Source organism: Calyptranema fuscum S582, assembly GCF_055793305.1.
In genome coordinates this window covers 83003-106704 of sequence record NZ_JBSLYH010000009.1, presented here as the reverse complement: position 1 = coordinate 106704, position 23702 = coordinate 83003, and the positions used below count along the sequence as shown (strand labels likewise).

Genomic DNA, 23702 nt, shown 5'->3' with positions numbered 1-23702 from the left:
TGTGAATGAGAAGGGTCCAGGGAAATCAATTCATCCAATCGTTGAATCTATCCCCAGACCCCACTCAAACAAAATGGGGAAACTAGATTGCTTCTTTACGACGGCTGGTCTTGTCACCCACTTTCTGGAAGAAGCCCCATTCCACCTGTTCTTCAGATAGGTCAGGGTCAACCCCAGCGAACACATCACGGAACAAGGTACGTGAACCATGCCAGATGTGACCGAAGAAGAAGAGCAATGCAAAACAAGCGTGTCCGAATGTAAACCAACCGCGAGGGCTAGTGCGGAATACACCGTCGGAACCTAAGGTTTCCATGTCAAACTCAAAGGGTTCACCCAATTGAGCTTTCCGTGCATAGGCTTTTACTTCTGCTGGGTCTTTAATGGTTTTTCCATCGAGAGCACCACCATAGAAGGTTGCCGTTACGCCTGTCTGCTCAAAGCTGTACTTCGATTCAGCCCGACGGAAAGGAATATCTGCCCGAACTACCCCATCTTTATCCGTTAAGATAACCGGGAAGTTTTCAAAGAAGTTAGGCAAACGGCGAACCGAGAGCTCTCGCCCTTCGGAATCTTTGAACGAAGGATGACCTAACCATCCTTGAGCAATGCCGTCACCGCTATTCATCGCACCAACGCGGAACAGACCACCCTTGGCAGGGCTATTGCCAACATAGTCATAAAATGCCAGTTTTTCAGGAATGGCATTCCAGGCTTGAGACGGACTTGCTCCATCTGCGATCGCAGACTGAACCCGACGCTCAATTTCTTGTTGGAAGTAATTGTTATCCCATTGATAGCGAGTCGGCCCGAATAGTTCAATCGGGGTTGCTGCGCTACCGTACCACATGGTTCCAGCGACCACGAAAGCAGAGAAGAAGACAGCCGCGATACTGCTGGAGAGAACGGTTTCAATATTCCCCATCCGCAGTGCTTTATAGAGCCGCTCTGGAGGACGGACTGCCAGGTGGAATAAACCAGCAATAATGCCAACAGTTCCTGCTGCAATATGGTGAGCCACAATGCCACCGGGGTTATAGGGGTTAAACCCTTCTGGTCCCCAGGATGGTGCAACGGGTTGAATACTGCCGGTCAAGCCGTATGGATCAGAAACCCACATTCCCGGTCCAAATAGACCCGTTAGGTGGAACGCGCCAAACCCAAAGCAGAGTAGACCCGACAAGAATAAATGAATACCGAACATTTTCGGCAAATCTAGAGCAGGTTCGCCAGTGCGAGGGTCTCTGAACAGTTCAAGATCCCAGAAGACCCAGTGCCAGACAGCAGCCAAGAACAGCAGACCTGAAAGAACAATATGAGCCGCAGCAACGCCTTCAAATGACCAGAAGCCAGGATCGGTTGCGGCTCCGCCTGTAACATTCCATCCACCCCAAGATTGGGTCACACCCAGGCGTGCCATGAAGGGTAGTACGAACATACCCTGACGCCACATGGGATTCAGGACGGGGTCGCTCGGATCAAAGATCGCTAACTCATAAAGAGCCATAGACCCAGCCCAACCTGCGACCAAGGCAGTATGCATAAGATGTACGGCAATCAAGCGCCCTGGATCATTCAGGACGACTGTATGCACTCGGTACCAGGGTAGTCCCATCGACTACGCTCCTCCTAATATATTTCAACACTTGCAGGATCTTATTAAGTTTTCTGATACAGGTAAGCCTACCAGATCAGGTATCTCTAAAGATCAATCGTTATGCACTGTCTATACATTCCAAGCTTCAACACAGCTTAATTTCGACAGTTTGGCGATAAGCCTGTAAAAATGAAAGTGTATAAAGAAGTGTAACCAGTGCCTGAGGCTATTGCAAGCACTCAGATCTTGTATATCTAGATCGATTTTGTCTAGATGATAGGAATTGTATAGCGATCGCTGGAGCGTATCTATGCAGCAGTTAGGTAAAGTATCAAAAATGACATCTATTAAGTTTCTTAAAGAAGACAAAGAGGTGATTGTTGCGGATGGGGCGAACCTTCGTCTCAAGGCATTGGAAAATGGCATCGATATTTACACGTTCGTCGGTAAGATGACGAATTGTGGCGGGTATGGGCAGTGCGGCACGTGCGTTGTGGAAGTGGTTGAGGGGATGGAAAATCTATCTCCTAAAACTGATTTTGAAACGCGCAAGCTCAAGAAAAAACCCGAAAATTATCGTCTGGCGTGTCAGACTTTGGTCAACGGTTCGGTCGAGATTAATACCAAGCCTTAGGATCTTTACAAAATTAAAACCCACAACTTTTTTGGAAGAGTGCGGCGGAGCCGCACTCTTCCAAAAAAGTTATTCAAGTTATTTTTGTGAGAATCCTTAGGGTTTGGCTGATGCTGACGATAGGTTGCTGGGGAACCCGTCGGGTTCTCCGGCAACCTATCGTTGCTCCAGAACTATCGTTCCATCTAGTACACCAACCTAAAAGTTTTAGAGGGGGTGGAGGGGGTGAAACCCCCTCTTGGGGGCGCAGCCCCCAAACCCCCCATGTTGCAAAATTTAGTGTTTGTAATACTAGAGCAATTTTCGCTGGGGTGAAGGATAGATCATTTTTTGAAAGTCTCTCTGAATCAGTCTTGCAAATGGTCTCTCACTGAGGGCGAAGCGCGATGACTGACTATTTGAATGGATTCTGATTGAATGGACTCTGACGTCCGGGGGGGTCGCGATGCAAGCTCAACCACATTCTTTCTTATCAACGCGGGACAGAGTAGAGTCTCCCATGTCTGCCTGGAAAGAGGGTCTCCGGTACCGTCGCCAAAGACTGTATGAGGCGATTGATTTTCCTGTCATGCTGTGGTCGGGGGGGCGTAGTCCGCGTAATTTTCCTGCGAATCCTCACCCGTTTCGTGCCAGTAGCCATTTTCTTTATTTCGCAGGGCTACCGTTAGAGAATTCAGCGATTCTTCTGGATGCAGGGACGTTGACGTTGTTCAAAGACGATCCGACACCTGCCAGCATTTTGTGGCATGGCAGTACACCGTCTAGAGATGAAATTGCGCAGCAAATTGGCGCGGATGCGGCGTATCCGTTATCGCAGTTACACGCTTATGCTGATGGTGTTGCCACGATCGCTGTTCAGGATGCCGCGACTCGGTTAACCCAGGTTGATGTATTGCAACGTCCGATTCATCCGGCAGATCAGCCTGAGGGATTGGATCAGAGATTGGCAGATGCCATTGTGAAATTGCGCCTAACCCACGATGAAATGGCGCTGGCAGAAATTCGTAAAGCAGTAGAAACCACCGTATTAGTTCATCAGCAGGGGATGGCAGTGACCCCTACTGCAACCACGGAGGCAGAGGTGTGCGCCGCGATGGAACGGGTGATGTTGGCGCGGCATATGTCGTCTGCCTATGGCAGCATTGTCACGGTTCAGGGAGAAGTGTTGCATAGCGATCGCTACTCTAACCTGTTGCAACCGGGGGATTTACTGTTGGCAGATGTCGGCGCAGAAGCAGAGTCAGGCTGGGCATCGGATGTAACACGTACCTGGCCCGTGTCGGGGAAATTTTCTGCAACGCAACGCGATCTCTATGACGTCGTCTTGGCAGCCCATGATGTTTGCATTGCAGCAGTGCGTCCGGGAGTGGAATATCGCGATATTCACCTGTTGGCAGCTCAGACGATTGCCGAGGGTTTGGTGCAGTTGGGTATTTTGCAGGGTGATCCAGCCACCTTGGTGGAGGCTGATGCCCACGCGCTATTTTTTCCCCACGGGGTGGGGCATCTGCTGGGGTTAGATGTGCATGATATGGAGGATCTGGGCGATCGCGCAGGGTACGAAGCCGGAAGAACTCGAAGCGATCGCTTTGGTTTGGGATACTTGCGGCTGGATCGACCGTTGCAAGCGGGTATGGTGGTAACGATCGAACCGGGTTTCTATCAGGTTCCCGCGATTTTACAAGATCCAGCACGGCGAGAAAAATATCAGGGTGTGGTCAACTGGGAACGATTAGACCAGTTTGCCGATGTTCGAGGCATTCGCATTGAGGATGATGTGTGGGTCACAGAAACTGGCAGTGAGATTTTAACTGCCGCCTTGCCCACTACGCCAGAGGCCATTGAAGCTTTGGTCAGAGGCTAAACACCTGTTGGGATAGTTGAATGTTGCCCGCCCTGGAGGCGGGCAACATTCAACTATCCCAACCCTTTCGGGACACAGGCGGCGACATTTTGCCCAAGCAAGCGGCTAAGATTTATTGCGACCAACGGCGATCTTGGGATTTAATGTCTAATCTGTCATGGTCAGAGACGTGAACACTTGTAAATATTGCATTAGCGTGTGAATTTTTTCTTTTCTCGTCGCAGTTTAATTCAAATCGCTACGGCTGCCAGTTCACTGCTGCTGGTGACCTCCGTTCTTCTTGTTGGCGCATTTGAGTACTACTCTGGTAAAAATTTTCCTCAAGAAAATATTTTTGCTGTTCTTGGGGCTTCCAATGTATCTACCCAGGCGAAGGAGTCACTCAGTGCCGATGCGATCGCCCGCACCATCCAAACCCTCAATGGTAGACCGCATCTATCCCCCTTGCCTGACCCTCAAGAGGTGTGGCAGTGTGAGGTGATTGTGGTAGGAGGTTCTCTGGGTGGAGTAGCTGCCGCTTCGCACGCCATGCGAACTGGGGCAACGACCTGTTTAATTGAGCTGACCCCCTGGCTGGGAGGACAAATTAGCTCACAAGGGGTGTCTGCGGTCGATGAGTCGCTGGCAATGCGATGGCTGCAAAACTTCTCTCAGAGTTGGAAAGATTTTAAGTGGCTGATTCGTCAGCAACCCACTCAATTACCGTCGTGGTCTGGCATTCCTGCGGGGACGCTGGTAGATGACCTCAACAGTTGCTGGGTTGGACGGCTGTGTTTTCCTCCTAAAGCCGGAGCGATCGCGGCAGAGCAATGGCTTCGAGCATCGTCCCACGCTGCCCCCCAAAGTCGTTGGGGTACGGCGATCGCCTTCAAGGGAGCCAGCTTTGATCTGACAGGACAGAACATTACTGGCATTTATGCGGTGCGGCGGATTCCACGTGATCCCAATTACCAACCACAGGGGTTGTTGTCTGAAGAACTATCGTCCTGGTATGGCTGGTCAGGAGATGACACGTTTGATAAGGTACCGATACGGCTAGAAGCTCCTCCCGGCAAGAAATTGATTGTGATCGATGCGACCGATACTGGTGAACTGGTGGCATGGGCAAAAATTCCCTATCGGGTTGGGTCAGAATCGCAGCAGCTGACGGGAGAGATCAATGCACCTGCCCAAAGCAACCCCGATTGCACCCAGGCGTTTACCTTTCCCTTTGTGCTGGCGATTCATGATGACCAGGGGCAAAGTCGGGCGGCGTTAAACACGGTTTACTCGGATTATCCTAAGCGTGAGCATCTGCGCGTATTTTCGATGGATGGGTTTCCCATGTTTCGGGGTGGGAGTCTGTTTAACTACCGTCGCATCGTGAGTAAAACGTTAAGTGACCCGTTGTATGGCACCCCGGTCAGGGGAGATATGACGATGGTCAATTGGACTCGCGGCAATGATTGGAATTGGATGAATCCACCCCTGATTCTGTCGGATGAAAAACTGACCTCGACGGGGCAGTACCAAAATTGGATGGGGGGGGTGTCCTGGAGTGCGTTACGCCATGCTGAAACCCATGCATTATTGTTTGCTCAATGGCTGATTGATCATCAGTCTCAGCCCGAATTTCCGCTGACCTATGTGATGGGGAAAGATTCGCCGATGGGAACGGCGTCTGGGTTAAGTCTGTATCCCTACATTCGGGAAGGACGACGGATTTTAGGTCGATCTGGGTATGGCGATCAGGCGTTTTTAATGCGAGAAGCAGACTTACGAAAAGATATGTCAGGCGGGCGAAATTTTAGTCCATCGGCGATCGCCATCACCCATTATGCGATCGATATCCATGGCTGCCGTTATCGCAATTGGGAACCTGCCTGGGAAGCCCAACGTGCTGGCAGCATCGAGTCGAAGGTGCATCCGGCAATCATCCCGCTAGAAAGTTTAATTCCCCAGGGGGTCGATAATTTGTTGATCGGTAGTAAAGCGATCGCAGTCACCCATATCGTTAACTCCTTAACACGGGTGCATTACGGCGAATGGAGCATTGGCGGTGCCGCTGGGGCAACAGCGGGATGGTTGATCACCAAAACCCCCGATGTCATCCCTGCGGACATTGTGCCTAAGGGGTTGATGCCTCAATTGCAACAGCATCTCAAGCAACAGGGTTTGCGGTTCAAATGGTGATCCGACTCAGAGAAGTAATGATTTTCTCCATCTCAAGGCGCACAAAATGACTCCTCCAGTCGTCATTGCTATAAACCAGGAATATTGTTCTGTGGTGTGGGCTTTGTCTTTACCACAAAATAGAGCTCTAACCGAACGCTTCCTTGATTCCGATCTCTAGTATTCTGATCTCTAGCCTGACGCAATTAGGTCATACCAATTTAATTAGCGATTGCACCAGATCCCGTAAGGGCGCATCGCCATGCGCCCTTACAGAAGATTGATGTGCCGTGCAGTCTGTTTAAGTTGGTATTAGAACAGATGACGAGATGAAACGATGCGCTCTGCACGTCATTTCATTCCGTTACCATCCTGGTTTAGAGGGCATAGCATTGTACGAGTCTATTAGGATTACCTTTGACATCTGATACGTCCTCTTATCTTGACTACTCTGGTCGATCGATAAGATTTTTGTCACCATAAGGGCAGATCGTCTAAGCTAGCTGAAAAGCTAAGTCTATTCCTTTTGAATAATTACATCATCGTGTTCAAACGTATTTCGCTTATTTCGTTTCTCGTTGTTGCAGGTTTTTGGGGAGTTGCACAGCCTGTCCAGGCGCAGGCATTGATTCCCCATGTGTTGCAGTTAGATGCTGACAAGCTAGAGCAGCAGGGACTTATCCTGGCACAGGAAGCGGCTCAGCTGGCTCAGTTTCAACAGTTTGAGTTAGCAATTCCTAGAGCACAGTTAGCGACTCAGCTGGTTCCCAATAATTCTCAAGTTTGGACGCTCTTGGGTAGTCTTTACCTTCAGCAAGAACGATTGGACGATGGCATTTCAGCGCTTCAACATGCCAGAACGTTAGATACCGAGAATTCGGCTGTCCTGTTTGCTCTAGGGTCGGCTTATTTTCGCAAAGAAGATTACAATCGCTCGATCGATTACCTCCGAGCTGGCTTAAGACTGGAGCCAGAAATTCCAGGTGCATTGTTTGATCTGGGCAATGCTTATTACATGTTGCAGCAATATGACGATGCGATCGCGCAATATGAAAAAGCAGTCGATATTGATGAAAAATTTTGGCCCGCTATCAACAATATTGGGTTGGCGCTCTATGAAACAGGCGATACCCAGGGCGCTTTGCGGCACTGGCAGTCAGCGGTGAGGCTAGACAATGAGCAACCTGAACCCCAATTGGCGATCGCCGTTGCTTTATATGCCCAAGGCAATTTAGACGAAGCCCTATTGCATGGTGAAACGGCGTTGCGATTAGATACTCGCTACGCAGATGTCGAATTTCTACGACAAAATCTTTGGGGCGATCGCCTTCTAACCCAGGCACAAGAATTTTTACAACTCCCCCGAATGCGTGACACTCTGGCGCAAATCAACAGCAGTCCCAACTCCAGTACGCCACCTCTGCTCAGCCCCTAAGAGCGTCACTTAAATTAACCTGTGATATTTTTTGAGCGAGTGACGGCTTTGCCGTCACTCGCTCAAAAAATATGAGTTTAAAAAGGCGATGTCGCAGGGCATTGGGTTGAACCCATCTCCTGCGATACATGATTTAAATCCTATTTGATTTCCTAGAAGTTTACGCCTTCGCTCTATTGCTTGGGTGTTGGGGATCCTGATGCTATAGAGCCTTGAATCGGGAAGGCTAAAAATCTAATGGCGACTGGATAGCAGAGGCTAAACAATTCGCTAGAACAACGATGAATGAATAGAAATGTTTTTACAGATAGGTGTGTGCGATCGCACCCATGAACTAAGAAATTGATGAACAACTGAAGTGCCAGCGATCGCTCTGAACCTAAGGCAACGAAATAGTTAGGACGGTTGTGTAAGAGTAGTACGACGCTCGACGGGCTGATGATACCGCACAAGATGAGCCAACTCTTCCAATTGATGAATAGCTTCAGCACCTTCAAGTTTCATCAGTTCTCGGTCGTCTCGCATTTCTGTCCAGGTAATGCCGTAGTCAGACACCAAAAACCGAATCAGGTGGTTCTCACCCAGACTCACCATGAAAGAAGCACTATTCATCTGACCGCCGCAGGTGTAGCACGACGCTAAATATCCTCGTTTTTCCAGGACTGTTGCCAGTGCCTGAAGATTCATAACGAGGTCTTGGACAAACTGACGATGCTGCTCTGCGAGTCGTATAAACATGCTTTTCCTCCGATCACCACACTCAATTCTAACCTTTTTAATATTTTATTAAGAATTTGTATTCGAGCGATAGGTTCCAGACCTGAACAGTCCCTAAGGAGGCAAAAAGTGCCCTGAATACTAAAACCGCTTGATTTACAACAATTCCGGCAAATTTATTATGAATTGGCGTAACGCCTCCAAATCACCTAGCCAGAATACCGAATCCCCAAAACTTGCAAGGTATCAACCACCACACTCACAATGGCTGAACCTGGGTAATGAATCAATAGATGCCCTTATAACACGCTACAGATCAGCATGGCACAGTATTCTGAACTAGCCCAAGATTTAAGCGATCTGCTTAACATATTTTTATTTTTAATAGGTTCTATCCTATCCTATTTGCCCTGCTTCAGGGTTCCCCCATCTGGGCAGAAATTGAACATTTCTCAGGTGATGTTCAAGATTGACTACTAAATAGTTTGCAAAGGAGTGTTCCTTTCCAACCCATCCGCAACAAATGTGTAGCACTGCCCAGCACTAGAAACAGAAAGCGTCGTTTTTCTTTAGGAAAAACGACGCTTTCCAGCCACAGCCTGAGAATCATAAGTTGATATAGCAATCTCATATGAGTTGTGAGAGGCACACCCCTTCGGGATGCGTCTCTTACAACCCGTGCATCTTACACCTCATTTAGGATGGCTATGGTCTGAACCATCATCAGAGGGCTGCTACGACCTACCCATTCAATCAAGTTTGATGCCTTATCCAAGAACGATGACTAAAGGATCACAAATTAATTAGAACCCGGACGTTTATTTTTGGAAGCGCGGCGGAGCCGCGCTTCCAAAAATAAATCTTCGGTTTTATTAAATCCACGCTCCTAAGCCGTCACCCTCTGATAAAAGAAGGATCGTAGGGTAGGTTTACATCATGCCCATGCCACCCATGCCGCCCATACCACCCATGCCGCCCATGCCACCCATGCCACCGGCACCGGGAGCCGCTGCTGCTTTTTTCTCGGGTTTTTCTACAATCAGAGCTTCAGTGGTCAACAGCATTCCAGCAATGGAACCTGCATCTTGTAGTGCCGAGCGAACAACCTTTGCAGGGTCAATAATGCCCGCTGCAATCAGGTCTTCGTACTGATTGGTCATGGCGTTAAAGCCTTCGTTAAAGCTTAAGGTTTTAACCTTCTCGACGACAACTGACCCTTCTACTCCGGCATTATCTGCAATCTGGCGCAGGGGTGCTTCTAGCGCCTTGATGACGATATCTGCACCAATTTGCTCTTCTGTGTTCAGGCCCGCCTTAAAGTCATTAAGTTTGCCGCTCAAGTGAATTAAGGTAACACCGCCGCCGGGCACAATTCCTTCCGCCACGGCTGCTTTGGTTGCATTAAGCGCATCTTCGATGCGCAACTTGCGATCTTTTAACTCAGTTTCAGTTGCAGCGCCGACTTTGATGACAGCAACTCCACCCGTTAGCTTAGCAATGCGCTCAGAGAGTTTCTCTTTGTCATAGTCAGAGTCAGTGCGCTCTAACTCTTGACGAAGTTGACCAATGCGCTTTGCCACATCTTCGGTATTGGTAGTATCTGACACAATCGTTGTCGAGTCTTTGGTCAGTGTGATTTTGCGGGCACTGCCAAGCATGTCTATCGTTGCTGTATCCAGGCTCAGTCCGATTTCTTCAGAAATCACTTGCCCCCCGGTTAGCACCGCAATATCTTGCAACATAGATTTGCGTCGCTCACCAAATCCTGGTGCTTTGATGGCTGATACATTCAATACACCGCGCAGGCGGTTGACCACCAACGTTGCCAGGGCTTCTCCTTCGATATCTTCTGCGATGATCAGCAAAGGACGACCTTCGCGCGCAATTTTTTCTAGGATGGGAACTAATTCAGCCAGGTTGTTGATCTTTTTGTCGGTCATCAAGATGTAAGCGTTATCGATCTCGCTGATCATGCGCTCGGCATCCGTGACAAAGTAGGGGGAAATATAACCCCGTTCGATCTGCATCCCTTCGACAAAGTCCATTTCGGTTGTGAGCGATTTGGACTCTTCTACCGTAATGACGCCATCTTTGCCAACTTTTCTCATGGCTTCGGCAATCATTTCGCCCACTTCTTCATCATTTCCAGAAGAAACGGTGGCAACCTGAGCGATCGCATTGCCTTCAACTGGTTTGGCGATCGCTTCAATTTCCAACACGAGTTTGGCGATCGTTTTCTCAATGCCTCGACGCAAGCTGACTGGATTTGCTCCCGCCGCGACATTTTTCAGCCCTTCTCGAATCATTGCTTGGGCGAGTACAGTAGCAGTAGTGGTGCCATCACCTGCTAAGTCTTTCGTTTTCGAAGCAACTTCACGAATGAGCTGGGCACCCGTATTTTCGAGAGGGTCTTCCAGTTCGATCTCTTTGGCAATCGTAATGCCATCATTCACAATTTGGGGTGCGCCATATTGCTTTTCTAATACCACATTGCGTCCTTTAGGACCCAGGGTAATCCGTACCGCGTCAGCAAGGGCATTTACACCACGTTCCAATGCCTGACGAGATTCTTCACTAAAGACAACCAGTTTTACCATGATCACTCTTTGATCTCTTCCTAACAGAATTTAGCACTCTCTAACGAAGATTGCTAAATTCCGGATGGAAACTCTTTAGGAATGGGGATCTAAATAGGGGTTAGGGCTAGGGGTTAGAACTTGGGATCACATATTAATGACCCCCGCAGAATTTTTGATGGTTGGCAGTGCGGCGTCGCCGCACTGCCAACCATCAAAAATTCTGCGGTTTGAGAAAATCTGTCCTTTTCTAGAGGAATTCCCTATCCCTCTATCCCCCTATCCCCCTATCCCTCGATCCCCCCTCGCTTCTCCACTCCTTCACCCCTGCTCGTCACATGTTCCTGAAAATGTCACACATCTACTATCTACCGGATGAAAAAACGGTTTCGGTTGACCAGTCAGAGACGATTTTAGAAGCGTCTTTATCTTCTGGCATTCCCCATACCCATGTCTGTGGGGGCAGTGCGCGGTGCTCGACTTGCCGAGTCTGGATTTTAGAAGGCTTGGAACATTGCGCTCCTCGCAATGATGCGGAACAAGCCCTGGCAAAGCAATTGCATTTTGATCCAAAAATCCGCTTGGCATGTCAGACGCAAATTTTTGGGGAGGGAAAAATAGTTGTCCGCCGATTGGCGATTGATGCGGAAGATCTCGATCTGATCGGTCAGCAAATGTCCCAAAAAATATCCCTGGCACCGATCGGGCAGGAACAGCAGATTGCAATTTTGTTTGCAGACTTACGAGGGTTTACCCCTTTTTCGGAAGCGTTGCCTGCCTATGATGTGATCTATGTGTTGAACCGTTATTTTCGGGCAATGGGAAAGGTGATCGAGCGCTATGACGGCATGATCAACAATTACATGGGTGATGGGTTGATGGCGTTGTTTGGCTGGGAAAATCCGCATCGAGCCGCAGAGTCTGCGGTCAGGGCAGGTCTGGAGATGCAGACGGCAATGGCAACCCTGAATCAGTATTTAGAAACCCTTTACCACCAAAAGTTACGAATTGGCATTGGCATCCACTATGGTTCTGCGGTGGTCGGGTCGATTGGCGCATCATTGAAAAATCAGCAAATTACGGCGATCGGCGATGCCGTCAATTTTGCCAGTCGCATTGAAGCTGCCAATAAAACGGTGGGAAGCTCGATGTTGGTTTCGGAAGCAACCTATGCCGAAGTAAAAGATCTGGCAACCGTTAAGCAGCATTGCTCTGTAGAGATTCCCGGCAAGAAAGGAGAATATGTGTTGTACGAAATTACGGCGATCGCCCCGTCCACCACATTACTGAAATTGCATGAACATCATCGGCAGTTAAGGGTAGCCAAGCCATCCTGGATCGCGAAAATTGGCTCTCGCTTGTTGTTTTACTGGCACAAAATTCGGTGCCGATTTCGATAACTGCCTACACGTTACATAGCAATTCTAAATGGGTTATGAGAGGTACACCCCTTGGGGTGTGCCTCTCATAACCCGCGTATTTTACAACTCAAATAGGACTGCTATGGCAACCTAATTTGAATCGTGAAACTGATCAGCTCGGTTTAATTGTCGGCATACCTCTTTATGCGGGTAAAGTTGACTTCCCCGACTTTGAATTCATGCGTAGCCAGCACAACACGTTGCGCATCGCAGCCTTCTGTAGATATAGCGGTACGCATTAGGGTTAGGACGGGGTGCAGGGGTTTTACCCCTGCGTGGGGACACCGCCCCCACCCCCCTGATGTCCTAACTAGATTGCGTAGAACTATAAGTGAGATAGGCGCAGAAGATAGGCGAGATAGGCACAGAGCAACACTATCTTCATCACGCCATACGTACGTTGGTTCATTGCCCCCGGTAACACCCGTGATGCGGATGATGCGTTCATCGCTTCCATCCGGTTATCCTTCACTTTCTGAGGGGTCTGAGCGTTGGTAAACCCATCTCCGCTTTAAAAATCCCGACTTTTCTGAACAGGCTCTGCTAAAAATGGAGCCTTTTTTAATATCTGAAAAAATTTGATACCGTCTATGGCGATCGCCATCCAGTTACGTTGGAGGCTAGACGCTACATCTCCATGCCTTAGTTTTTCCTTTGGGTTGTCCGTCTGGGCGTCTACTGTGTTCGGGGCTGAGTCCTGGTCTATCCTTATTCAAGCTTTCTGTAGCAGCCACACCGCTATTATTTCCTGGAATATTCCGATCTGCATGGAAAATAATAAGGGTGTGTGGAACCGAACTCATTCGATCCGTAAAAACCGATCTGTTTACTGATTCGAATAAATTCTGTAGACTGGTGTATGGATAGGAGCGAACGGGCTAGACAATATCTTCATAGCGGCTTAACAGTCAGACTATGTCTTACTTGACTAGCAATGTTATTTTAGTGATCGTTAAAGTCCATTTCGATTTAGGTGTGAGGATCAAACATGTTGTCTAAAGTTCTTTGGAACTCTTTGCTGGTTACCCCAGCATTGCTGGGTGCAGCGCTAATCGCTAACTCTTCTGCGATCGCTGCTGAATCTCAAGTTTCTGTTGATACCGCTGAATCTCTGGCGACAGTCTCTGAAGTAACTGTCTCTTCTGATGATTTCAGCACCACTCAAGTAGATGCGATCGCACCTGCTGAAGTAGCACTGACTCCTGTTGAAACCACTGAACCCGCTGCTGTTGAAGTAGCTCCTGTGGTTGAAGCAGCCCCTGCTCAAACTCAATCTGCTGAAACGGTTCCTAGCGTTTCATCGCTAGATGAAATCATGCAGTACGGTAGTGAAGGTGGCACCGAGTCGATGTCTCAGGTGACATCCATCTCGCAACTATCTGACGTTTACCCCACTGACTGGGCATTCCAGGCACTGCAATCTTTGGTTGAACGCTACGGTTGTATCGCTGGTTATCCAGATGGCACCTACCGTGGTCGCAACTTCATGACCCGCTACGAATTTGCAGCTGGTCTGAACGCTTGTATGGATCGCGTAAGTGAACTGATTGCAGCTGGTTTGGCTGATGCAGTGACACGTGAAGACTTGGCAACTCTGCAACGTCTGCAAGAAGAATTTGCAGCTGAGTTGGCAACTCTGCGGGGTCGTGTTGATGCCTTAGAAGCTCGCGTGAGTGAATTGGAAGCGAACCAATTCTCTACCACCACCAAACTGCGTGGTGAAACCATCATGGCATTGGGCGTTCCTTTCTCTGGACTGCCTGATGATGATGATGAATCCATCTTCTCCAGCCGTGTTCGTTTGAACTTTGACACCAGCTTCACAGGTGAAGACCGTTTGAGAGCACGTCTCGAATCTGGTAACTTCACCGGCTGGACCCGTGGCACGTTCGGTGGTCAAACCGCTTATTCCTTTGGAACAGGTACCGACAATGCTGGCAGCGGTCGTGGTGACTTCCGTCTGTCTCGCTTGGAATACCGCTTCCCACTCGGTCCTGCAACTGTATTCATTGAAGCTCAAGGTGGCGGTATCAGTGATATCGTGACAACCGTCAGCCCATTCGATGATCCCGGTCAAGGTTCCATCTCCTACTTCGGTTACAACCCGATTTATGACGTTGGTTTCCAAAATATCGGTGCTGGTGCAACGATTGATTTCACTGATAGCATCCAGCTCGGTTTCGGTTATTTGAGCGATACCGGCAACTTGACGGGCAACGACCAAGGTATCTTCGGCGGTAACTACACTGCATTCGGTCAGTTGACTTTGACACCTGGACCTCTGACGGTTGCGTTGACCTATGCTAACAGCTACGGTAATCCTTCCTTCCCAACCCGCATCAATGCTTACGGTCTGAGTGCAAACTTTGACGTCAGCAGCAAGTTCTTTGTGGGTGGTTGGTTCTCCTACATCGACAGCGACGTATTTGAAGTCTCTCCGTCTGAGTCTGAAATCTGGACCTACGCTGGTTATGTGGGTATCAATGACCTGGGCAGCGAAGGTAGCCAGCTTGGTTTGATCGTGGGTGTACCTCCTTATGCTGGTAGCACCGAGTTCCCTGGCTTTGGATTCTTTGGTAGCCAGGACAACACGCTTCACATTGAAGCCTTCTACAGATACGCGCTGAATGACAACATCTCCATCACTCCTGGTGTACTGTGGCTAATTGATCCCGGTAACACCGATACCAACGAAGATGCATTCATCGGTACCATTCGGACAACCTTCACCTTCTAGGTCGTCTTGAACTCTGGTCAAACTCCTCCACTTTTTTAATGAGTTAAAGCTCCGCTGTAACAGCGGAGCTTTTATTTTTGATAAATCCATGCAAACCTGATAAACCCCACTGGAGAACCGGGGTATACTGGAAGAGCGTTGAAACCCAAGTTTTTTAATTGTGGAACTGTCTTGTAAAAGTGAATATGCGTTGCTGGCTCTGCTAGAGTTGGCAGATTATTACAGCAGCGGAGAGCCTCTTCAAATTCGACAAATTGCAGCTGAGCAAAATATCCCAGATCGATATTTGGAGCAACTCCTTGCGACCCTGAGACGTTGTGGTTTGGTGCGATCGCAACGTGGTGCTAAGGGGGGGTATATGTTAGCCAGAGAACCCTGGAAAATTACACTCTTAGATATAGTTTGTTGTATTGAAGGGGCAGATCCTGAACCCAGCGATGCTACCAAAGAGTCTAAGACGGTCGAAGGCATTGTGGTCTTAGAAGTTTGGCAGGAAGCAGGTCGAGCGGCTGAGTCTGTCTTACAAAAGTATTCTCTTCAAGATCTTGCTGATAAAAGAGATGCTAAACGACGGCTAGACGTGATGTACTACATTTAGGATTCAGGGACGCTTCTCATTTAATTTTTGCGTGGCAAATTATGCGTGTTGCTCATAATATTACCGAACTGATTGGCCGAACTCCACTAGTGCAACTCAATCGTATTCCCTCAGCAGAAGGATGTGTTGCCCAGATTTTAGCCAAACTAGAAGGGATGAATCCTTCCGCCTCTGTGAAAGACAGAATCGGAATTAATATGATCGAGGCGGCTGAAAAAGCTGGGTTGATTTCGCCGGGTAAAACGGTGCTGGTGGAGCCAACATCGGGTAATACGGGGATTGCCCTAGCTATGGCGGCGGCGGCTAAGGGATATCGGCTGATTTTGACGATGCCAGAAACGATGAGTTCTGAACGTCGTGCCATGCTGAGAGCTTACGGCGCTGAGCTAGAATTGACGCCTGGAATTGAAGGCATGAGTGGTTGCATCCAGCGGGCACAGGATATTGTCAATACGTTTCCGTATGCCTATATGTTGCAGCAGTTCAAAAATCCTGCCAATCCCCAAGTTCACCGAGAAACAACTGCTCAGGAAATTTGGGATGATACGGATGGGCTGGTTGATTTTCTGGTGGCTGGGGTTGGTACAGGGGGCACGATTACGGGGGTTTCGGAAGTGCTGAAACAGCTTAAACCCAGCTTTCGAGCGATCGCGGTTGAGCCTACCAATAGCCCTGTGTTATCAGGCGGGCGACCGGGACCCCATAAAATTCAGGGCATTGGTGCTGGATTTGTGCCGGACGTTCTTAAAGTCGATTTAATTGATGAAGTCATTCCAGTGACGGATGAAGAGGCGATCGCCTATGGTCGTCGTTTGGCACGAGAAGAAGGGTTACTCTCCGGTATTTCTAGTGGGGCTGCTTTAGCAGCCGCCATTAAAGTCGGTCAACGCCCTGAGAATGAAGGCAAGTTGATTGTCATGATTCAGCCCAGTTTTGGCGAACGCTATCTCAGTACACCCCTATTCCAGGATGCGGATCTGGTGGCTTCGAGTTCTGGAAATTAATCTATAGCAGTGCGCAAGCTCGTTAACGATCGTGGATTTAATAAAACCCGATTCTTTTTGAGAGAGTGGCGGCGTAGCCGCCGCTCTCTCAAAAAGAATTACAGGTTAATTAATCTGTGCTCCTAAGTACAGCTTTGTCAGCAGCCCTATTCGTGGGCATACTCAATTGGGTGATGCATGTATGGTGCTGTCCACCCAAGGGTTGCAAGACGAAGGAGGGGGATGCAGTTGAGCGAAGAACGGGCATTTTGGCTGGCGTGGTCACAGGTGGCTGGCATTGGTCCGATTTTATTGTTGCGTCTGCAACGGCATTTCGGTACGTTAGCGATCGCCTGGGAAGCTTCCCCTACCGAACTAGAAGCGGTGGATGGCTTAGGTTCACAGACGGCTATGGCGGTTGCTAAACGGCGATCGCAAATTGATCCTGACAGTTTGCTGACCCAACACGAGTCCGATAATCCCTGTTTTTGGACGCCCGCCGATACGGATTATCCACGGCTTTTGTTAGAAATTCCTGATCCGCCGCCCGTGTTGTACTACCGGGGCGAAGTGAATCGCAGTGAAAATCGTGGGCTGACAGCGGCGATCGCCATGGTCGGCACCCGGAACCCGTCTGAATACGGCAGAAAATGGACGCGAAAAATCACCACCGCTTTAGTAAATGCCGGTTTTACGATTGTGTCTGGCTTGGCGGAAGGTGTTGATACCGAAGTTCATCGTCAATGTTTGAGCCTCAATGGACGCACGATTGCGGTCTTGGGAACAGGTGTTGATGTGGTGTACCCCTGGTCAAATCGAGGGTTGGCTGAAAAAGTTGAACAGACAGGGTTGATGGTGAGTGAATATCCTGCTGGAACCCAGCCCGATCGGGCTAATTTTCCTCGCCGTAATCGTATTATTGCTGGACTGTGTCGGGCGACGCTGGTGCTAGAAGCGCCTCAGCGATCGGGTGCGTTGATTACAGCCCGCCTTGCCAATGATTATGGACGAGATGTTTATGCCCTGCCCGGTTCGCTAGACAACCCACGCAGCAAAGGGTGTCTGGAGCTATTAAATTTTGGGGCGCACTTAATTTTGGGCACAGATGAACTGTTAGAAACATTAGGAGCCTTGCCCCAATTCGATCCCTTGCCCTCAGAAACGACCCAGTTGCCCCTGTTAGATTTGCCGCCCCAACTGGCATCTGTTTTGCAGCCGATCTCTGCCGACCCTATGGCGATCGATGGCATTGTCGCTGCCGCCAGTTTGCCCACCGATGAGGTGTTGAGCGCTCTGGTGCAATTGGAATTAATGGGACTGGTCAATCAGTTGCCTGGAATGCGCTATCAACGGGCATAGTGCGATCGCGCAGATTGTGTAAATGAATTGGCGGGTGAAACCTGGGTTTTATTCTCCAATTCATCCCTTCAGAGGAAGATGACCCGACGCATTTATTCTGTTTCCCCCGTGCGGTTCAGAATGACCATGGTTGAGCCTACGTAGGGACTGCGTGCCAGCAGTGCATCTTCAGCATCGGTGATTTCTAGCTTACGAAACTCTAAATCGCGCGATCGCTTGAGCAAATCATCGGCTAACTGATCTTGGCGGCTAAAACTGAGGTCGTACCAGCCGCTACCCATTTTGACCAGCAGCACGCTGCTACGAAAGTTGGCTTGAATAGACTGAATTAACCCGTTGCTGTACTGATTAGTCACGTCGGCAACCTGGTCTTGAATGGCTGCAATCAGGCTTTGCTCCGGGGTTAATTCTAAATTGGGTGGTGCAGCGGTGGGTGTCGGTTGCAGCAACGCCGGTAAGGGTTCCGTCATGCGACTCAGGTCGGGTAGCGGCGGAGATGGTTCTGCCACGACTGCGGCGGGTGGAGCGGCATCGGGCGATTGAACTGTTGGCTGAGAGGATTTACCGCCGCTAAAGGTGAGCAGTAACAGGACGGTCAAAACGCCGACAACGATGCTGTTGAGGATGGAGTCAGATAGTTTATCGTTCCAGGTGGCAGGTAATACGCTACGCAATTTGCCGAGGGCGATCGCCCATAGTTTTTGCAATTTCTGCAATTGGGGACGTATCTGACTGCGCCACGACTCAAGCTGTGGACTCCAGTGTTCGATCTGTCGTAGACAAAACTCGACCGCTGTTGTAATACTGGTTTCCCACCAAGAGGTCAGATTGGTTAAACCCGGTTGGGAGGGCTGAACCGGGCGATCGCCATCCGTTGTCCGTTTTGGCGCAGCCGTCGGCTGACGTTTCGCAGACCCAGAACGGTGAGAAAGTCGGGGAAATTTTTTATCAAAACTAGAAGAATTGGCAGAGTTGCCCGGAACATCGATCGGTGGATCTGAATCAGTGTCCCAAGGATCGTCCACCACAAAGGATGCTGTCGCGGCAGACGGCGTAGAGGCTGCATCGCTTGTATCACTGGTGTGGGCTGGCTCAGATTGCCCTGTACCATCAGCTTCAGAGGCAGGTGTGGAGTCTACAGGTGTGGAGTCTAGTTCCTGACCCTCAAATTCTGATTGTTTAGGCTGCTGCTCAGACATGAACCCTTCCTCGAATCGGCAGATAGAATCGGCAGATGATGTCCGCAAACCTGAGTGTAGCGACTCATCGGTGCAAACGCGATAAAGTTTTACAGGGTAGTGTTTCAAATTTGTTGTTAATTTTTTGGAAAGGCTCGCTCCGCGAGCCTTTCCAAAAAATTAACAACAAATCTAGAACATCACCGTTTTACAGGTATTGATATTGGTGATGTTGCAATGGGTTGGAAGCGTCGTCAGGTTCTGGTTCTCGGTGGAGCGTTTTTAGGGGTAGGTTGCGCTGCCCTCAACCAAAAGCTGATTGCTACTCCTTCCGATCAGCCTGCTGAGGTTCCTGATTCGTTGATCTTGGCACAAAACCCACTGCCCGCCGGGTTATCCAACCCTCCTCGCGGTGATGTGCGCATTGCGGTGATCAGTGATCTCAATGATAGCTATGGGTCTACCACGTACGGTACAGATCTGACCAGGGCGATCGCGTTATTGCCGTCCTGGCAACCCGATTTGGTGTTATGTGGCGGCGATATGGTGGCTGGACAGGATAGCGATCTGACCTCAGCTCAAATTGCAGCGATGTGGGCAGGGTTTGATCGCTATGTCGCGCAACCGTTGCGGCAGGCAGGGTTGCCATTTGGTTTTACGGTGGGTAATCATGATGCCTCTCGTGCGATGCAGGGCGATCGCTTGATTTATCAACGTGATCGAGATTTAGCGGCCGCGTATTGGAATGCTACAGAGCATGATCCGGGGCTAGCGTTTATTGATCGCGATCGCTTTCCGTTTTATTACACGTTTCAGCAAAATGACGTGTTTTATCTGGTGTGGGATGCGTCGAGTGGCTCACGGATGCCCCCGAATGATCGAGCTTGGGTTGAGCGTAGCTTAGCCAGTGAGATGGCTCAGACGGCAAAATTACGGATTGTGATTGGGCATTTGCCGTTATATGCCGTTGCGGTAGGGCGCGATCGCGTGGGTGAAGTACTGACGGATGCTGAAGTGTTGCACGACTTACTGGAGCGCTATCACGTTCATACCTACATCAGTGGACACCATCATGCTTACTATCCTGGGCATTTGGGGCAATTACAATTTCTCCATACGGGGGCGTTAGGGAGTGGGCCTCGGCAATTGCTTAACAGCACTCTACCTCCCCGAAAAACCTTAACTCTGGTGGATATCAACCTCGGCTCGGCTTCAACCACTTACACTACGTTTGATATGCAAGCCTTGCAGGTGATCGATCAGCAAGAGTTACCCAGAAGCATTGCTGCCAATCAAGGGTTTGTTATTCGTCGCGACCTTGAGTGGGAAAACCTAACCGCTACCGAACAAGCCGCCTGCCGACAACGGCTCTCAGCCGCCCATTGTCAAACATAGGCGTTACGGATCTACGGGTTCAATCTTTAGTTTTGTGGTGGCGCGGCAGAGCCGCGCCACCACAAAACTGAGATGGTGTTTTATAGAAAACCGATCGGCTGTGATGGCGTCAACACCAGCAACACTATAATCCGCAACCAGGTTTGCTAAGATGCTGAATAAAAGGGACTGAAGTTTCAGGCGCTCACCCTCGCTTCATTAGCCCCTGATTGACGGGCATTGCCGAATAGCAGTTTGTTTTGCTGTGAACCCAACGAATTCACTAGCCAGACGAGCTTTGGCATCAGCAACGCCGACCTATTTTTAATCTGTGTCCCTACTCGGCATTCAACAATGGCAGTCACCACCCAACAATTGATCCGCTATAAACGTGAAGGTCGTGCCGTCGTTGCGCTGACTGCCTGGGATTATTTATTTGCTCACTTGCTCGATGAAGCGGGAGTCGATCTGATCTTGGTGGGCGATTCGTTGGCAATGGTGGCGTTGGGATATGAGACAACTCTGCCACTAACCCTGGATGAAACGTTGCACCATGCAAAGGCGGTGCGTCGGGGCGTAAAAAATGCGCTGTTTGTGGTGGATTTGCCGTTTCTCAGTTATCAGGAAAGTTGGCAACAGGCATTGCATTCGGCTGGACGCGCCATGAAAGAAACGGGTGCCCAGGCGGTGAAGTTAGAAGGGGGCTATCCAGCCATGGTAGAAACGGTTGCCCGACTTGTGCAGGTGGGCATTCCTGTGCTGGGTCACGTCGGTCTTACCCCTCAGTCTGTGCATCAGTTTGGTGGATTTCGTAAGCAAGGAACCTCTCCAGAATCGGCAGAAAGAATTTTGCAAGAAGCGATCGCCCTGGAACAATCAGGAGCATTTGCGATCGTGCTAGAACACATTCCGTCTGACCTGGCATTGCAGATTAGCCAAAAATTGACGATTCCCACCATTGGCATTGGTGCAGGTCCCCATTGTGATGGGCAAGTGTTGGTAACACCGGATCTGTTGGGGTTATCCAGCTGGCAACCTCCGTTTGCAAAATCCTACGCAAATCTGCGCGAACAAGTGGTGCAAGCGGTGCAGACCTTTTCGGCTGAAGTCCGCGATCATCAGTTTCCGGTCTAACGGGATTGATTAAACCGTGGCGCTCCGCGCCACTTTTCAATCCATCCATTATCCTGACTGAATTGCAGCGGATTATATAGCGATCCTAAATCAGTTGTGAAAGCGCCCGCCCGCAGGGCGGGCGCTTTCACAACTGATCATTTTCACGAATCAAGTAGGATCGCTATATGTATGGTTTGAAATATTGTCTGAAAATTGCCATAGGATTTGGGCAGGAAAGCGTGACTCTCCTACCCAAACTGTTTTGATGGTGTGATGTCGTGCCGAACGTAGCGCATTAGACACGACATCTAGATTCAAACCTGTATTCAAGCGGTAGTGGGTATCATCTCAATGAATTGAGGTTCCCTGTGGCAACCCTGATGCACATCTGCGATCGCTCACGGTTCATTGAGGCGTGATTAGAAGTATTGTCGCCTTCAGCCTAGACCCTTCAACCTAGACGTAGCTGAAGTTTCGAGCTGTCAGGTCAACGCCACTGGCTGCAACTCCTTGCAATACAGCTACCAGTTCAGTAGTCGGTGTGACCACGCCATTCACGGTGGTGCTGCCCAGATGATAAATGCCAGCGCCAGCGACGGTTGTGCCTGTGCCTGTGAGCACGGAGAAGTCTTGTACGACATAGTCTTCCGTCGCACCCGCCAACTGCACAGTATCCAACCTGGTGAAGTCTGTGATCAGTGCATAGTCAGCATCGCCTCCCTTGCTGTAGAAGACAGATGCAGGATTTGTGCCCTCCGCTGCAACACCCAAGACAAAGGTATCTCTGCTACGACCGCCGGTGAGACTATCGACTTCAGCCACGTTGGTGTCGCTAGAAAAGGCATCTGTGCCGACCAAAACATCTTTGCCATTGCCACCCACTAGCAAGTCATTGCCGATGCCACCGTAGAGCAAGTCGTTGCCATTGCCGCCCTCAAGACTGTCATCGCCTTCGTTGCCCCACAGCGTATCTTTGCCGTTGCCACCCAGCATAATGTCGCTGCCCAACCCACCGAGGATGGTGTCATTGCCCACACCCCCATCCAACAGGAGATCATCGCCTACGCCACCTTCGAGGGTGTCGTTACCGCGATCGCCTTTTAAGCGATCGCGTCCTGCTCCTCCTCGTAGGATGTTGGACACCCCATTGCCGTAGAGAAAATCATCACCTAAAGAGCCACGAACGTTTTTGTCACCCTTGCCGAGTCTGACTGTGTTTCCTTTGTGTCCTTTAGAACTTTCCATCTTTCGTACCTCCAGTAAATTAATTGTTCTGTGATACACCGATTAAAACCTAACAAAATCAACGTATCACCAATCTATATGAACGTACTGAACATGAAAAAGTTCCCACTTTAGTTATTGGTAAAAACACTGAAATTTTTATGATTAATCATTTTTTAGACCGGAAAAATACGATCTAATTATTTCCTTGGTAATGGAACGATCGGTCATCAAAAACCTGGATATTGAAGTAAAGAATGACTCTATAAGAAAAATGAAATATGTTTCTATGTTTAGAGAAGAGATTAAAAAGATTCGATAAAATTTTGATGTTTTGTCTTAATAAGACTGTGTAGAGGTTGATGTTGGCAAAAATCAGCCGTTCTAAAATAAGGTTGTATTAATGGGAATAAGTGGATCGAAGACTGGAGTATTAGTAAGATGGTTAGCACCTAAAACTCATGCGAAGTAAGGTTTTTAGCTTTATCAACTCCTCAGAATGGAGAGGAGGCTGAGGGTCAAAGCAAAAAAATCATACCCATTTTATGGGAACTGATCTGAACTGATCTATTTAAAAAAGTCTGGATCATTCTAGACAGCTGAAATGGTTTGATAACCTCAAATGAGATATAAAGATCTAGAAAATTAATCCTGATTTCATCTTGAAATCAAGATGTATCTACTTTTTAAAACGTATCTTTTGGGCTTGTGCGTTAAGTATGTATATAAATACAAAGA

Annotated in this window: 18 protein-coding genes; 13 read left to right on the top strand and 5 right to left on the bottom strand. The window is 49.1% G+C overall.

What is annotated here, in order from left to right; genetic code table 11:
- Nucleotides 1-82 precede the first annotated feature (82 nt).
- Nucleotides 83-1615: a photosystem II chlorophyll-binding protein CP47 gene (gene psbB / locus ACR6Z4_RS08695; protein ID WP_479716853.1), complete on the bottom strand. Its 1533-nt coding sequence runs from the start codon at nucleotides 1613-1615 to the stop codon at nucleotides 83-85.
- A gap of 319 nt (nucleotides 1616-1934) precedes the next feature.
- Between psbB and ACR6Z4_RS08690 the strand changes: the two genes are divergently transcribed.
- The 5 genes from ACR6Z4_RS08690 (at nucleotide 1935) to ACR6Z4_RS08670 (ending at nucleotide 7681) form a co-directional block, all read left to right on the top strand.
- Nucleotides 1935-2231: a 2Fe-2S iron-sulfur cluster-binding protein gene (locus ACR6Z4_RS08690; RefSeq protein WP_479716852.1), complete on the top strand. Its 297-nt coding sequence runs from the start codon at nucleotides 1935-1937 to the stop codon at nucleotides 2229-2231.
- A gap of 499 nt (nucleotides 2232-2730) precedes the next feature.
- A complete protein-coding gene (locus ACR6Z4_RS08685) occupies nucleotides 2731-4095 on the top strand; it encodes an aminopeptidase P family protein (RefSeq protein ID WP_479716851.1) in 1365 nt (454 codons plus the stop codon).
- Between the two features lie 20 nt (nucleotides 4096-4115).
- Entirely contained in the window at nucleotides 4116-4268 is a 153-nt protein-coding gene (locus ACR6Z4_RS08680; protein ID WP_479716850.1) for a hypothetical protein, read from the top strand.
- 25 nt (nucleotides 4269-4293) lie between these two features.
- Nucleotides 4294-6267, top strand: coding sequence for an FAD-dependent oxidoreductase (locus ACR6Z4_RS08675; RefSeq protein ID WP_479716849.1), 1974 nt, complete (start codon nucleotides 4294-4296; stop codon nucleotides 6265-6267).
- Nucleotides 6268-6790: 523 nt separating this feature from the next.
- On the top strand, nucleotides 6791-7681 hold the full coding sequence (locus tag ACR6Z4_RS08670) for a tetratricopeptide repeat protein (protein ID WP_479716921.1): 891 nt from the start codon (nucleotides 6791-6793) through the stop codon (nucleotides 7679-7681).
- Nucleotides 7682-8077: 396 nt separating this feature from the next.
- Here the strand turns inward: ACR6Z4_RS08670 and ACR6Z4_RS08665 are convergent, their stop codons facing one another.
- Both ACR6Z4_RS08665 and groL read right to left on the bottom strand, forming a co-directional pair.
- The gene (locus tag ACR6Z4_RS08665) at nucleotides 8078-8419 is read right to left on the bottom strand and encodes a DUF1815 family protein (protein ID WP_479716848.1); all 342 of its coding nucleotides are present in this window, start codon (nucleotides 8417-8419) and stop codon (nucleotides 8078-8080) included.
- Between the two features lie 908 nt (nucleotides 8420-9327).
- Complete coding sequence (gene groL / locus ACR6Z4_RS08660) at nucleotides 9328-10995, bottom strand: chaperonin GroEL (RefSeq protein ID WP_479716847.1); 1668 nt, start codon at nucleotides 10993-10995, stop codon at nucleotides 9328-9330.
- A gap of 329 nt (nucleotides 10996-11324) precedes the next feature.
- Between groL and ACR6Z4_RS08655 the strand changes: the two genes are divergently transcribed.
- The 6 genes from ACR6Z4_RS08655 to dprA all read left to right on the top strand — a co-directional run bounded on the left by ACR6Z4_RS08655 (nucleotide 11325) and on the right by dprA (nucleotide 18072).
- Nucleotides 11325-12374 (top strand): adenylate/guanylate cyclase domain-containing protein, encoded by a 1050-nt coding sequence (locus tag ACR6Z4_RS08655; RefSeq protein ID WP_479716846.1) that lies wholly within the window; start codon nucleotides 11325-11327, stop codon nucleotides 12372-12374.
- A gap of 398 nt (nucleotides 12375-12772) precedes the next feature.
- The gene (locus ACR6Z4_RS08650) at nucleotides 12773-12874 is read left to right on the top strand and encodes a hypothetical protein (RefSeq protein WP_479716920.1); all 102 of its coding nucleotides are present in this window, start codon (nucleotides 12773-12775) and stop codon (nucleotides 12872-12874) included.
- Between the two features lie 509 nt (nucleotides 12875-13383).
- Nucleotides 13384-15132, top strand: a complete 1749-nt coding sequence (locus tag ACR6Z4_RS08645) for an iron uptake porin (protein WP_479716845.1) — start codon at nucleotides 13384-13386, stop codon at nucleotides 15130-15132.
- Between the two features lie 160 nt (nucleotides 15133-15292).
- Nucleotides 15293-15730 carry an RrF2 family transcriptional regulator gene (locus tag ACR6Z4_RS08640; protein ID WP_479716844.1) on the top strand — a complete coding sequence of 146 codons (438 nt, stop codon included), beginning with the start codon at nucleotides 15293-15295 and terminating at the stop codon, nucleotides 15728-15730.
- Between the two features lie 41 nt (nucleotides 15731-15771).
- A complete protein-coding gene (gene cysK / locus ACR6Z4_RS08635; protein WP_479716843.1) occupies nucleotides 15772-16734 on the top strand; it encodes a cysteine synthase A in 963 nt (320 codons plus the stop codon).
- Between the two features lie 228 nt (nucleotides 16735-16962).
- Nucleotides 16963-18072 (top strand): DNA-processing protein DprA, encoded by a 1110-nt coding sequence (gene dprA, locus ACR6Z4_RS08630; RefSeq protein WP_479716919.1) that lies wholly within the window; start codon nucleotides 16963-16965, stop codon nucleotides 18070-18072.
- A gap of 92 nt (nucleotides 18073-18164) precedes the next feature.
- Here the strand turns inward: dprA and ACR6Z4_RS08625 are convergent, their stop codons facing one another.
- Nucleotides 18165-19271: a hypothetical protein gene (locus ACR6Z4_RS08625; RefSeq protein ID WP_479716842.1), complete on the bottom strand. Its 1107-nt coding sequence runs from the start codon at nucleotides 19269-19271 to the stop codon at nucleotides 18165-18167.
- Between the two features lie 216 nt (nucleotides 19272-19487).
- Between ACR6Z4_RS08625 and ACR6Z4_RS08620 the strand changes: the two genes are divergently transcribed.
- Nucleotides 19488-20645, top strand: coding sequence for a metallophosphoesterase family protein (locus ACR6Z4_RS08620; protein WP_479716841.1), 1158 nt, complete (start codon nucleotides 19488-19490; stop codon nucleotides 20643-20645).
- A 333-nt stretch (nucleotides 20646-20978) separates the two neighbouring features.
- Nucleotides 20979-21758, top strand: coding sequence for a 3-methyl-2-oxobutanoate hydroxymethyltransferase (panB, locus tag ACR6Z4_RS08615; protein WP_479716840.1), 780 nt, complete (start codon nucleotides 20979-20981; stop codon nucleotides 21756-21758).
- Nucleotides 21759-22196: 438 nt separating this feature from the next.
- Here panB and ACR6Z4_RS08610 read toward each other — a convergent pair whose 3' ends face one another.
- Entirely contained in the window at nucleotides 22197-22985 is a 789-nt protein-coding gene (locus ACR6Z4_RS08610) for a calcium-binding protein (RefSeq protein ID WP_479716839.1), read from the bottom strand.
- Nucleotides 22986-23702 lie beyond the last annotated feature (717 nt).

What these genes read in the sequence shown, in the direction of transcription:
- psbB (WP_479716853.1), bottom strand. Translation starts at nt 1,615, where the DNA reads ATGGGACTACCCTGGTACCGAGTGCATACAGTCGTCCTGAATGATCCA.
- ACR6Z4_RS08690 (WP_479716852.1), top strand. Translation starts at nt 1,935, where the DNA reads ATGACATCTATTAAGTTTCTTAAAGAAGACAAAGAGGTGATTGTTGCG.
- ACR6Z4_RS08685 (WP_479716851.1), top strand. Translation starts at nt 2,731, where the DNA reads ATGTCTGCCTGGAAAGAGGGTCTCCGGTACCGTCGCCAAAGACTGTAT.
- ACR6Z4_RS08680 (WP_479716850.1), top strand. Translation starts at nt 4,116, where the DNA reads ATGTTGCCCGCCCTGGAGGCGGGCAACATTCAACTATCCCAACCCTTT.
- ACR6Z4_RS08665 (WP_479716848.1), bottom strand. Translation starts at nt 8,419, where the DNA reads ATGTTTATACGACTCGCAGAGCAGCATCGTCAGTTTGTCCAAGACCTC.
- groL (WP_479716847.1), bottom strand. Translation starts at nt 10,995, where the DNA reads ATGGTAAAACTGGTTGTCTTTAGTGAAGAATCTCGTCAGGCATTGGAA.
- ACR6Z4_RS08655 (WP_479716846.1), top strand. Translation starts at nt 11,325, where the DNA reads ATGTCACACATCTACTATCTACCGGATGAAAAAACGGTTTCGGTTGAC.
- ACR6Z4_RS08645 (WP_479716845.1), top strand. Translation starts at nt 13,384, where the DNA reads ATGTTGTCTAAAGTTCTTTGGAACTCTTTGCTGGTTACCCCAGCATTG.
- cysK (WP_479716843.1), top strand. Translation starts at nt 15,772, where the DNA reads ATGCGTGTTGCTCATAATATTACCGAACTGATTGGCCGAACTCCACTA.
- ACR6Z4_RS08625 (WP_479716842.1), bottom strand. Translation starts at nt 19,271, where the DNA reads ATGTCTGAGCAGCAGCCTAAACAATCAGAATTTGAGGGTCAGGAACTA.
- ACR6Z4_RS08620 (WP_479716841.1), top strand. Translation starts at nt 19,488, where the DNA reads ATGGGTTGGAAGCGTCGTCAGGTTCTGGTTCTCGGTGGAGCGTTTTTA.
- panB (WP_479716840.1), top strand. Translation starts at nt 20,979, where the DNA reads ATGGCAGTCACCACCCAACAATTGATCCGCTATAAACGTGAAGGTCGT.
- ACR6Z4_RS08610 (WP_479716839.1), bottom strand. Translation starts at nt 22,985, where the DNA reads ATGGAAAGTTCTAAAGGACACAAAGGAAACACAGTCAGACTCGGCAAG.